The 13082-nt window shown below is 58.9% G+C and carries 5 protein-coding genes; all 5 read right to left on the bottom strand.

Going from position 1 to position 13082, the window contains the following annotated elements:
- Genes drmB through QRN59_RS04060 form a run of 5 tightly spaced genes read right to left on the bottom strand, consistent with a single transcriptional unit; the run spans position 1 to position 12988 of the window.
- Positions 1–2088: an MrfA Zn-binding domain-containing protein gene (gene drmB / locus QRN59_RS04080; protein WP_284981230.1), complete on the bottom strand. Its 2088-nt coding sequence runs from the start codon at positions 2086–2088 to the stop codon at positions 1–3.
- Complete coding sequence (locus tag QRN59_RS04075) at positions 2081–5281, bottom strand: helicase-related protein (protein WP_284981229.1); 3201 nt, start codon at positions 5279–5281, stop codon at positions 2081–2083. The genes drmB and QRN59_RS04075 overlap by 8 nt, the downstream gene beginning before the upstream one ends.
- Before the next feature lie 9 nt (positions 5282–5290).
- Positions 5291–7099: a UvrD-helicase domain-containing protein gene (locus QRN59_RS04070; RefSeq protein WP_284981228.1), complete on the bottom strand. Its 1809-nt coding sequence runs from the start codon at positions 7097–7099 to the stop codon at positions 5291–5293.
- On the bottom strand, positions 7099–11913 hold the full coding sequence (locus QRN59_RS04065) for a DEAD/DEAH box helicase (protein WP_284981227.1): 4815 nt from the start codon (positions 11911–11913) through the stop codon (positions 7099–7101). The genes QRN59_RS04070 and QRN59_RS04065 overlap by 1 nt, the downstream gene beginning before the upstream one ends.
- On the bottom strand, positions 11879–12988 hold the full coding sequence (locus tag QRN59_RS04060) for a DNA cytosine methyltransferase (protein WP_284981226.1): 1110 nt from the start codon (positions 12986–12988) through the stop codon (positions 11879–11881). Before QRN59_RS04060 ends, QRN59_RS04065 begins: the two co-directional genes overlap by 35 nt.
- Positions 12989–13082 lie beyond the last annotated feature (94 nt).

Raw genomic sequence — 13082 nt, 5'->3', positions numbered from 1 at the left:
TCAGTAGACCTTCTCCGCCAGCTTGTCGGCGAGATCCGCTGGAGCGAAGTCGCCGGTGTGATAAATCGTCCAGCCTTCCTCGGCCAGCCAGTCGTCCCGTTCATCGTCTAGGTCCTCCAGGACGGCGACTCGGGCGCCGGTCCAGGAGAGATCGATCTGCCACTGGTTATTTGGGCCGATGTCAGCACCCCAATCGCCGGGTTCGACGTCGGCCTCGACAAGCTCGGAAATCAGCTCTCGCAGGCTTGGGCCAGACTCAGCAAAGATAGTGAGCCACGGGCTCTGCCGGACAGTTTCAGGGACGTCGTCGGTGACGGCGCGGGCCTGACCACTTGCACCGGTGGTCGACGACTGAATGGGATTCAGCTCTGCCCAGTCTCTGAACCCGAGCCCGATCTGCCCATGCACCCCAAACAGAGTTCCGCGGTCGAGGTTCGAATTGAACAGTTCGCAACTAGTTTCCGGGACCAGCACACAGCAGTGACATGCGGCCAGGTTGCGGGCGTCCGTGCCGGAACCGCGGGACTCAATGCAGACAGGGTCCGCGGAACACCATGATGTCCTGAACAGGCCTTCGTCGAGGGCAGCGCCCAGGCGGCCCGGACCAGCTTGGGCGGCGATCCCGCCCAGACTTCCGGCGGAGTCTGAAGACGCCGTGTACAACAGCACACCGACCTGATCCTGTCCGACGTAGAGGCGTTCCCGGATGGAGGATGCAGGGTAGCCCGCGTCCAACGAGAGCTGGTCGATGACGATGTGGGAGAGAGTATGAATCAGCGTTTCCACGATGCTTACCGGGACCGGGTCCTGCCCACGTTGTTCGGCTGCCCGTTTCGCGTTGTATCGGAGCGTTTTCTCCCGTCCGGCTGCGAAGTCCGTTTCCGCCCACGCCTCGACCTGTTGCCGGTCGAGTGCAATGAACAAACCCTCACCCAGGGTCTCAATCGCCGGAAGCCAGTCCTGACGGTTGTCGTCAGGAAACAGTGGAGATGGCTTGGCCTCCGGGTTGTCTTCGCTCCGGGGGTGCAACCGGCTGAAGCCATACAGCGCCCGAACTTCCCGCAGGCGAGTGACTTTTCGAGTGGCCTTGATCCAGTGGTTATGGGACTCGGGTACAGCGACCTTCTCGGCAACAAAGTCTGTGTCCGGGCTGTCGCGGCGGCCGTTCATCAGCGCCATGAATTCCTGCTCGCGCAGCTGGTCCTCGGACAGCTCGATCCCGTCACTTCCGTGGAACTGGCGTTTTATCTCGGCACGGAGCTCGTCGACGGAAAAACGGCCGTCAAAGCTCTCGGCGATTCCTTCGAGCACCCAGGTGGAGTCAGGCTCGAGGGCCTGTGGTTTGCTGAGCTGTGAAGCGTTGGCCGTGACCACTTTGGATAGAAACTCGGAATAGGGCGGAATGGAGATTGCAGAACGAACGACGGGAAACCAGACGTTGGACGCACCGCGCTGGACAGTCTTGGGCGGTTTCCCGCACTCCCGCTCCCGGTAGCCCCATCCAAGCCATGGGCGGTTGCCCTGGCACTTCATTTCCTTGAGCGCGATCGAGTTGAACGCATCCGCCATGGTCCGAGATTTGCCGCATGAGCAGCGCACAACCATGTCGGCAAGCGAAGACGTGCGGCCCTCGGACGCGAGACTCAGCAGATGCTGGGCGTCGTCGTTCGGAGTGTAGCCGTGGGCCCAATACGCGTATGGGAAATCATCGATGTGTCCGTCTTCGCAAGCGATGACGAAACGGGATGGCGTCAGTGGTGCCAGCGACTTGCACAGGCCGCACTTGGGATCCTCGTATGAGGCCTGCAGCTGTTTAACTGTGCCGATTCGATCGCATTTAGGGCAGACAAGCATCTGGGGAAAGCGCACGACTGGAATTTTGCCCCGGGCGCCAGCCGGTGGCAGTAGCAGCTGGGAAACTTGCAGACTGCGGGCCAGACGAGGTTCGCTGACCGGCTTGAGATGCTTCTTGTCCCATTGGTCGATGCTCGTGATCATGAAGCTGTTGTTTTCCGCGGGGAAGAGGCTTCCCACTCCGAATGTGGAGATCAGCTGGCTGCGCCGGGCGGCGTATGTCTTCTTAGCCAAGGGAGGCGTCCTTCCTTAGTGGGGCGGGGCGGAGGGTAGTTTCGGCATCTACGTCGCGCATGCTCCGCGGCGTAGGCCATGGGATGGCGCTCGTGCTGTAGACGAAGTCAGGGTCCTCAAGGGCTTTGCTTGAATCGATAAGTAGTGCTTGCGGGGATTTTTTCGTTGCCTGGTACGGCAGATCAGCGTCGGCAAGGGCAGCCTTCCGCCAGACGTTCAGGAGCCGCTCTAGCTCCTCGCGTGTTGCCTCGGCTTCCTCCGGATCGATAGCTTCTACCCTGTCGCCGATAAGGGACATGATCTGATCGACGACATGGGACTCAACTCTTACCTGGCCAGCCACCCCACGGAGCTCCGGGACAAGCATCCGCAGCGCCGAAACCAATGTGGCGTGAAGACCGCGATCGCGGGAACGGGCTGCGAAGGGCGTGGCACTGGTAGCTTCCACAGCCCGGTAGAGGGCCCCGTGGAAGTCGTTGAAAGACTCGTAGTGTGATCGGTCCCGGGTCCGGGCCGCGTTGAAGACTGTCACGACAAGACCCGGGTGCTGCCGTCCGACCCGGCTGGTTGCCTGAATATATTCGGCGCTGGATTGAGGCTGGCCCATGACGGCCATGAGGCCGAGCCGGTCCACGTCGAGGCCAACCGAGATCATGTTGGTGGCAAGCACAACATCCTCTGGCGTCAGACCGCTCATCAAACTCTTCTCGAGGGACTTCAGCGCTTCGGGGATTTTGTGGTTTTCGACGCGACTAGTCAATTCGCTGAGCTGGATGGTTCGGGACGAGGCGCGTTCGTCGCGTTTTGCCAGCAGGGACAGCCGGGCGCGAACGTCGTCGTAGACCTGAAGATAAGCCGAGCCCAAAACACGGAGGCTGTTGAAGTAGCCCACGAGCGTCCAGTATGGGTCGCGGTCCGTTTCCTCTGCGGCATCGATGACTGTGGCGGAGTGGAGCAGCGAGGCGTACGTGCGAACCATCAGCGTCGCGTGACTGGTGCCCGAGGCGAGGACGCCGACGTACTGCCGAGTGCCGTATTCGTCTGATGGGGCCTTCTCCGCGAAGAACGAGTCGTCCGGGTCGAGCCCGGGTGGCGGGAAAAGGCTTGACCCTCGGTTGAAGACGGAGCGGATTTGCTGTTCTGCTCTACGGATTGTTGCCGTAGAGGCAATGATTTTTGGCTTACGATGAGCCGGACCACCAGGGCGATTTATCCCGCTTGCTGCCAGGTCGACTGCGGTCTCGAAGAGTCCAACGGTGGAACCTAACGGGCCGGAAATCAGGTGGAGCTCATCCTGAATGATCAGATCGGGACCAAGGTCGGACGCCGAGTTGCGTCCAAAGAGCGTGGAGACTTCACCCCTCCAGGACATGCCGGCAAACTTGTCCACGGTCCCGATCACGAGCTCGGGCCGCTCCCGGTACACATCTGTGTCGATGATGTGAACCGGCAGACCGTCCACGAACTGGCACTTCGTGTTGGCGCAGCTCACTATCATGCGTTCATGGGGGACCTTGACGATTCGGTAATCATCGACCGTGAGCCGGGTTCCGCACCATGGGCAAGCTTCGATCTGTCGAGGATTTCCCTCAACTACGTCTTCATTTCTCCGCAGTTTGGCGAGATTCGTTTTGGCTGTACCAATGTCGTTGGGCGTCGCCCCGCCACCGACCCAGAGCCCGATGCCGAAAGGCTCATTCCCAATGCGGCCTTCATTCTGCTGCCGAACGGATTCGAGTGAACAGATGAGCATGGCTGCGCGCTCGAACTGCTGGATGGTCAAGAGTCTTAGTGTGTAGCGCATGATCACGGCGACGCCGCGTACGGTGGTGTCGCGCAGGCGACGTAGCAGCAGGAGGTACGCGATCAAGCCAAGATACGCTTCGGTCTTGCCGCCACCAGTGGGGAACCACAACAAGTCAGCAATGTCGCGCTCAGGATGTTGATCATTCGTGACGGATGGCAAGTTGATGAGGATGAATGCAATCTGGAATGGACGCCATGCCTGTTCCCCAAGTGCAAACTCGCCTTGCGCACCCTTGCGGACCCAGTCCTGGCGTGCGCGCTGCATGTGCATCGCCTTGTTGGCTAGCTGGAATGCCTCGAAGGCATTGTCGTCGGTCGCCAGAAGGCTGATGCCGGCCGCGATTCTCTTGTGCGCTTCAGCGGCCCGATTCATGTGGTCAGTAGCAATGCCCCGTAGGTGCTCAGGGACATAGGACGGCCCGTCGGCGGTCATTGAGCCTGCAGTGGTGTCGATCCAAGACGAGTAATCCTTCGCCAACTGGGTTAGTTGAGCGACGACTTCCTCCCGAGTCGCGGAACCCAGAAGCGAAAGTGACAGGTTGGCGTCGCTTCCGCCAGCCATGGAACGGTGAACGTCTTGCCGGGGGACAAAGGTTGTGGCAACGCGTTGGCAGAGCCGGTTCTCGATGTCGTCGTCCTCAACTTCAACTGCACAGCCGTGACCGGCGCCGAAAATCATGTGGTTTCGGTAGAGCAATTCTGAGGAAGCCAGATCCGGGTCCGTGGGGAGCTCTACGCGAAGCTTGGAACGATCAACCAACGCTGGCTGCTCGGTGCGGACGGCCAGACCGGCCTGGAACCAGCAGGAAACGTCTTTGTCCTCGGAAGCGCCGGGCTTCGGCTGGGTGTTTCGGAGGACGACAGTCACGGTCACAACGTCGTCCACCGCCTGGCGGACCAACGCGTACAGTTCGAGCGCGCCCCCCTCGAGTAAATGGCGCTGAGGACCTGGCGAATCCAGCTCAACGTCAACCGGACCTAAGTCGGCTGCCTGCCTCTGCCAGTCATACACGTCACGCCTTTTGCTTCCGCTCTGGCGATCGGTTTGCACGGGCGAATACCGGGCCGCGGCGGGTGAGACCTGAAGCGAGGACGATAACCGGGTGTCGACTGAGACCGTCATGCCTATGCTGCTCGGGTAGGTCAGCCGTGCGTTCGCTATCGGGCTGTCGACGGAGGCTTCTCCGGACACAGCCGAAACGGATTCGGGCTCATCTGGAGCCTCAACGTAGCTGTCATCGGCCGCCGGCCACAACACACCGGTGACATACCGTTCGAGGGGCCGCTCGGTGATCAATTCGTCCTCAGACGCCGGACCGTACAGATCAGTCACCAGACGGTCGACCATTTCGCGCCGAAATTCGTATTTGGCATTCAAGACTGACAATGAATTCTCCTAGTCGCGGATCTGACGGATAAGACCGGTAAGGCGCGGCACGAGCCACATGCCAGAGGATCCTAGACCCGAAAGTCTGGTTTCTTCCGGGTGTCCGGTAGCGCATTCAATCGAGGTCACCCGCGCCCCCGTGAAGGCTGCGGGCCATTTCCAGTTGCGGCTGTACTTGAAACCGAAGCATTTTTTGAAGTCATATCCAAACGACTGACTAGTTCGACCTAGCACCCTTCCATCGCCGGTAGTGAGAACGTACCGCGGGACCTCGCCGGGGCCAGGTTCATGTCCCTGGAGGGTTCCGGACACGATCTCCCCTAGAAGATCCTCGAGAACGAGGTTGTTCTGCACCCCTTGGGCGTCGCCGGTTGCCGGGTAGTAAGGGGACACATCGTCAATGTCCGAATTAATGAATTCCATTCGGTCGGTGTATAGCCCGTTCTTTCCGTACGCCTTCTCCAGCCACCGCCCGTTTATGGATTCCATCCGTTTGAGTAGGTTCTTCGGGAGCTTGGTGGAAATAATCTCCTCGCGAGCACGGCTTAGAGCCACGTATTTCTGCTTCAAGGTGTCCGAGTTTATTTTTGCCGCTGGCGCACCGGATGGTGGTTGGAGGTACAGAACGTTCGTGAACTCTAGCCCCTTCGCCCGGTGGACGGTCGAAATGACTAGCGGCGATGCATCATCCACGGTCAGGGTCAAAGGGACGGATCGGCTACGGAGCCGCTGGCTGAGCTGCGGCACGTTCAGTGAGTCGTAGGTCGCGAAATTGCCCTCCGCAGTCTTCAACGCGAGCCAGAGATCGCCAGCATCATCGCCGAATAGTTCCTGCAGCCTAGCCCCAATCTCGCTTGAGTCATAGGTCCGGTCTTCCAGATCTTTGAAGACCTGGTGCACCCAGGGGGCGACGCTCATCTCCTGTGCCCTGCGCCGAATCACGTGCGGATAGCCCTTTTCCCAGAGGAGCTCGCTCGCAACGAGGACCTCGTAATTCGTCGAACAGAGGAGGGCTGTCGTGCCTGCCCCGTATGGGCTAAGAACCCCGGACTCGTGGAGCACTGACGTGCTACACATTTGCAGCCGGAAGTCGTCGAGCAGTCTGTGCGCCTTTTCGACGTCAACTTCTTCGGTGGCGTCGAGCATTCTGATCGCGTCACCAACAGAAATCAGTTCTTTCGTTCGTTCCGTCTCCGCCCTGTAGTGGTGCTCGAGCGTTTCGCGCTGCGCCCCGAAGTCGGCGATGAGCCATTGAATGAACTCGTTAGAACTAAGCTTCGACTCAGACTCGTCCAACTGGAAGTCGTAAATACCCTGCAGAGAGTCGCCGAGAACGGTGACACCGAGTTCGTCACCGCCCGCGGAAAAAAGTGCTCTCACCAATTCGGCGCGATCACCGACGACGTCCTGCGCCTCGTCCACCATGATGTGCTTCAGGTACGTGATTCGATCGGGGGTTTCTTCCCCAGAGATAAATTTCGTGGCTTTTCGAATCCGGGCGTCAAAGCTGTCGCCCAGAGTCTCTTCGTTCATATCGATCAGAATCTGCGCCGCAAAGGAGTCGAAGGTTCGGATTTGGAGTCCATCGAGATCATGGATCCGTGCCCGTTTCCTGACAGCCTCCACAGCAGCCCGTGAAAAGCTGAGGACGAGGATTTCGTCTGCAGGATTCAGGCCATCTTCCACGAGGGTCTTTACCCGAGCCAGCAGAACCTCGGTCTTCCCTTGTCCCGCAGCAGCCGTGACGAACATTCGCGCATCAGGCTCCGCTTCCGCTACGGCTAGTTGACTTTCGTCGAGTTCAATCTCAGCGAGCACTACGCATCGACCTTCCAGAGGTAGTCAAGCTGAGTGAACGCCAGCTTTTCGCCGTACTGATCAAGGTTGTCTTTGACGTTGACGATCAGGACCTCTTTGCTCCCCCCGTTGAGCGGTCCGCGGAGCCCGCGACCGATCATCTGGATGTATTTATTCGGCGAGAACGTAGGCCGGCAAACGTATACGGCGTCGACCTTGGGAGCGTCGAAACCCTGGGTCAGCACATCGAAGTTGGTCAGCACGCGGATCTTTCCGCTGCGGAAATCCTCGATAATGGAACGCCGGTGGCCAAGGTCCGTTTTTCCCGAGATGGCGGCTGCCGGGATGCCCTCAACCGATAGAACGGCTGCGAGCGCCTCTGCGTGCTCTACCGAAGCCGCGAAGACCAGAGTCGGACCTTTCGTCTCGGATGCCTTGATGTGGTCAAGGATCGCTTCGTTGCGCTGCGTGCTGTCCGCTACGTGCTGCAGGTCGATCCGGGCCTCGAGCATGGCACTCTGGGAATCTTCATCCCTGACCGAGCGCATGTCCTTCAGCTTGAGCTCGATACCCTTCAGCTCCTCATGCTTCACCCTGGCTAGGACGCCCATGCTCTGGAGATACTCGTGGGCACTCTCTGCACTGAACTCATCTGGCTCGATGAGGTTTCGCCCGAATCGGGCAACGAGCCGCTCAGTCTCCTTCTCGTTCGTGCCCCTGTAGGGCGTGGCCGAGAGACCGAGCAGTGAGCGAGATTTTTCCGTGAACGAGCGCCCGAACCACGTTAGAACCGGAGTGTACGACGTCGCAGTCGCTCCGTGGGCTTCATCAACGATGACCAAGTCGGGGTTGGACATCCATTCATACATCGGGCGACGATTCTGTTGGATGCTGGCGAGTGTCTGGATGGTTGCGACGATGAGGTGCAGCTTGGTTTCTTCCCGGATGGCGTTATTCCCACCCCACAGACGGCTCACCGCCATTCGCTCGCCGGGAACTCCCGCCGCCTGCCAGACGTAGGTCCACGTTTCGATAGCCTGCTCGCAGAGTTCTTCAGATTGGGCAATCCAGATGACCAGCCGGTGGTTGTCCTTCGGTGACGCTTTGATATCGCGGATAACGGATTCAACGGCGACGCGAGTCTTGCCGGCACCAGTGGGCAACTGAACCAAACCACGGCTGTGCTTGGTGGCGCCAGCGAGGAGGTCGACGATCTTTTTGCTAGTTGTTTCCTGGTATTGGTGAAGGGGGTTCAAACCCACCGGCCCAACGAACTCCTCGCGCTCCGGTTTCTTCTTGATTGTTTCGCCCGCCATGACGGGGGAGAAGCCTAGTTCCTTGACGAACTCTTGGGCTGTCCGGCCCCCACGGAATTGGTCGGGTGTTTCAATGCCTGCTTCGGACAGTGCCGGCTTGAGTACTTTGAGGAGGCTACTGCCATGCAAGTTACTGACGATCTCGAACATGCGTTCGTCAGTAAGTTCCAAATCTCTAGCCTCAAGCATTTTCATGACGGCGACTGGAATGAGCTTCCGAAGGGTCTCACGGCCCACCAACTCGGCGATCTTCCCTGCATCTGTCTTTTGTTTGCTGACACGTCGGATGCGAGCCTGGGCTTCATCGTCTTTCTTGAGCTGGCGCATTGTCTGCATGACCTGCGAGGCAGGACGCTTGCTTCCGAATGTACCCAAAATGGTCGTCAGCAGAGCTTGTTCGGTTTGAGGGGCCCGATAGTAGAGGACCCCCTCCTGCAGGACGGACGCCTTCGGAATCGCCTCCGACCGGGAATCGAAGCTGTTAGTGCGAACCTCATTGACCGCACTACATGGCACGCACACTGTTTGAACGGCTACTTCTCCAGCCGCCCGTTTGAGAAACGGGAACAAACTCTTGATGCTCTGAGCGTCTTCGCCGACCTTGGGGGTTACATCTACCGACATGTGGAATTCAACGGTGGTGGCGTCGACACCCCAGTTCTCCCTCAAAGCCCCGTCGAGTTCCTCATTCCCGGTAAAGAGCGCCGGTGCGGACGCAACGTTCACCAGGAATTCGCGGCTGTCGGAATCCAAGGCCAGGACGACTTCCGACGTCAAGTATCGAGTCTTTCGATCCGCGCCGAGAGGTACGACCAGCTCTTTGGGGGCACGGACTCCGCGGAGCGCCAGGACGCCGTAAAGCTCGTGGAGCTTCTGCATGGGCAACTTGGCTTCAGCCAGGGATAGGACGTAGGTCCAGTTGACCTCACCCACGGCTGTGGGAAGGCCAAGAGCAGTGGACTCCTCATGGCCGGGATACGGGAGATAGTCGCTCGGAATCCTTTCAACAGCGCCGACACAGTGTTTGGTGTCTACCAATCCCAGCGGAGTCTCAAGTGAGCCATGCTGCTTAACCCACCAGAGATCGGGTCCGTCGATCCGGTCTGCACCGCGAAAGGAACTCGTGAATTCGATCTTTGTCGGATATTGCGGTCGGCTCAGGAGAGTGCGGGTCACCTTCGCCCGCGTCGTAGCTGACGCGTTGACGAGAAGGTCGAGACCATCGGTGGTCAGGGCTTGGGTGAAACGAATACCCGCCTCCGAAATGGGGGCAGGACCGGTGCGGGACTCGGAGGAGATCCTGCTTGCTTCCGCAGACCTCCAAAGTTCGTATGCCGAACCGCTGCGGGTCATTTTGGCTTCGCCCAGAGTCGTCCGCGCGCCCAGATTTTTCAGGAGTGCCAGGTCATTGCCGTGGAACCGGTCATCGACGAGCAAGTGCTCGTCTCCAACATTTGAAGTGGGGATGAGCGCGCCAGGAATCCAGACGTCCCCAAGTGGACGCCATTTCGTATCCCGGCACCGGACCAGAATCCGGGCTGGCGTGGTCCGAGCGTTGATAATGCCAAGACTCTCAGGGACAGGAAGGGACCGGGAGAGCCGCCACAAGGATTCCGCCAGCTCCGCGTCGGTGTAATTCTCGGCGACCTCGTTGGCTACCCGGCTTATGACTCCCCGACCATCTTGGGCTTGAAGGTCCAAGGAACGAAGGTAGCTGTTGGCGCTGCCATGGTGCATTAGTTCGTAGGAAACAACGTTCGGCGATTCATCGTCCGGGCCCATTGGCAAGAAGACTCGGGACGTGATGGGCGGCTGAACACTGCCGTCGGCCATGAGGACGATGCGGCTGCGTCGCATCGCAGGCTGGTATTCGCTGTAGGACTTATCGATAAGGGCGGCCAGCTGAAGCGCGTTCTCATAGTCCTGAAGCTCGCCACCTGCGACGACTTCCTCCAGCCATTCCTCAACGGAAGCCCGCTTGAGGTTCGCTTCCTTTAGAATGCGCATGACTTGGGACTCCCGTCCCTGCAATGCTGACGAGTGCAGCCAGTGACGGTCCCTCCCCACCCACGAATCCCACAGAGCGATGAGACGCGTAGCGTCATCCAGTACAGGTTGAACTTTGATTTCGCTAGGGCGCTTCAGCATCCCTGATCGGTCCGGCAGGCAAGGGGCGAATGGCAAAATCTCAAAGATGGGCTTATTGATCACGGAGTCGGCCCACGAACTCGACTCTTTGTCCCGCGAGGGGAGAATATCGAGAAACAGCCCGGGGTCTTCCGGTGTCCGCAGATCCTTAAGGGCGCTGGCCACCATAAGTGGAAGTGTCCGAGTGAGAATTTCCCGGTTGTACAGGGTCTCCAGCATGCTATGTCGGTCTTCGTTCATTTTGAACGCCGCGTTTACGATGCCGCGAAGCGAAGTCTCATGCTGAGTAGGAAAGTAATTCCAGAACCTGCCCATCTTGCGTCGATGGTTGCCCGTAAATGGAACAGCCCAAGTCACGTCAACACTTTGTCGCGCAACTACGCTTCCAGCCTCGACCGCCGCTTGGGAGCTGACCTCATGATTTCGTTTGAAAATCAGCCATTGGCTGCTGGTGGTTCCGTTAGTGAGGCTGACACGGCTGCCGTCGCGCGCAGCTGTCCAAGCCCACGACGAGTTTTGGACCCTGTCATCAAATTCCAGGGAGCTAATCTTGTCGGAAAAGAGCAGAAACTCCTCGGGAAACTTCTTCATTTCCTCTGACAACCAGCTCACGCTGCCAGTCAAAGGAAGCTTGACTACAGTTGTGGCCCATTCAAAAAGCTCCGACAGGATGGTGTCGTGGGCAGCTTCAACATCGGGGTCCACGGGAGTGGCCAAGCGCAGAATCGGATATGCAGCAAGGCCCGGGTACAGGCCTTCGAGGAGCTGTCGGCTTTGATCTTGGCTCCATGCAACCGATCCGCTGCGGCTGAATATCCGGGGTTCTGCGGTTATCTGGATGACCGATTTGAATCCAAGACCGAATCGGCCGATCTCGTCGTCACGTTTCTCTGAGGAGTGAGACAGCATCAGCGTCCTGAAGCCAGCCGCCGTAAAAGGTGCCCCTTCGTTCGCGCAGTACAGAGCCTCCTTTGTCAGGACCACTCGGATGCGGCCGCCGGGTTCCTTTATGGCGTCAGCTGCATTTTGGACAAGCTCGTTGAGCTGCTTTCGACCATATCCACCTTGCGAGATGGCCGCCTCGATGTTGCTATGTTCCCGAACGAGGTCCGGACGAGCCCGATATGCGTTGAGTGCGCTTTCAGTCTCTGCTGCAACGAACTTGCTCAGCGGCGAAGCAGTTCCGGCCCATGACTCCCGAACCATCATTGGTTCCATCCCCCACATCGAGATAATGCTCTCGGCACTCGCCGAAGTCTTCATGACAATATTTACCATTCGGAAGCGACATTTATGCGAAAGCTCGGTTGTCGACCCGATTGACAGGCTGAACTGTCTAGAAATGGAGCAGGAGTTGCTCAGCGATGGCACGTCCCAGAGCCGTCGGAACCGCATTGCCAATCTGCTTGGCGATTGCGGTTTTGGACCCAACCCACAGCCGGTCGTCTGGGAATCCTTGCAGCTTGGCCGCCTCAAGATGCGTGATTGCCCGGTGCTCCGTCGGATGCAAGTACCGGCCCTTTTCGGGTTTGAAGAATTCGGTCCGCACCGTAACCGAAGGGCGGTCCCAATGCATGCGCCCCATCACGTCGCCGGAGCCCGACTTATGCTCCTTCCAGCACCGTGCCAGCAGGGACTCCGGCAGGTCAAATCGGTTGCCACCCGCGGGTATGTTCACGAATCTGTTGAGAGAAAGCTCCGCGTAATCACGGCTCAGATGAAGCTCCGAGGTGCGAAAGGGGCCGGCAAAGTTCCGACCGGCGTACTGTGTCGTGCGTTCCGGGAGCGTCGTCGCCGACACCTCGGAAATGACATTCTTTAGCGCTTGCCGCACAGTACGATGGCGACCTATGTGTGTCGGCATCGGGAAACCGGGGAAACTTAGATCCCGACGATGCCCGATAAGGATCGCTCTTTTGCGCGCTTGGGGCGCCCCATAATCTGCCGCATTCAGGACGTGCCATTGAAATGAGTAATCACCGATGGCGCCATCCTCGCCAATGGCGTCGCGGAAGTCCTGAAGCTGTTGCGACTTACCGAAAGCTGGAACGTTTTCGACGATGAAGTACTTCGGCTTGGCCCGGCGAAGCGCTTCAGCGTACGGTCGCCAAAGCTGGTTTCTGACGTCGTCCGGGTCTTGTTTGCCGAGCTGGGAGAATCCTTGGCAAGGAGGACCGCCGATGACAATGTCAACTTCCGGAACAGTCTCGTTCACCAACCAGTCCTGAATCGGTCCCGGATAGACCTTGTCGCCGAACGTTGCAGCAAACGATGCGGCGGCTGCCGGTTCGAACTCCACAGCCCGTTCAGTGACGAATCGCGGAGAAGCCGCGTAGAAGCCCTGTGTCAACCCGCCAGCGCCAGCGAAAAGATCCAGGACAGTTATGGATCTAGCGGTCTTCTTCCGACCATACGGGGCGGCAATGGCGACGGGATTATTACTCATAGTGCCCTAAGAATATAGCTCCCGATGACGGCGTCGGTGCCCTGGAGCGTGTCGCGGTGGTCAACTCTGAGAGAGGAGGGTTCGGCACTGTGTG

It is taken from the genome of Arthrobacter sp. efr-133-TYG-118, from assembly GCF_030209755.1.
Taxonomy (GTDB): Bacteria; Actinomycetota; Actinomycetes; order Actinomycetales; family Micrococcaceae; genus Arthrobacter.
Note: the sequence above shows the minus strand (reverse complement) of the source record. Positions and strands in the feature narration are given on the sequence as shown.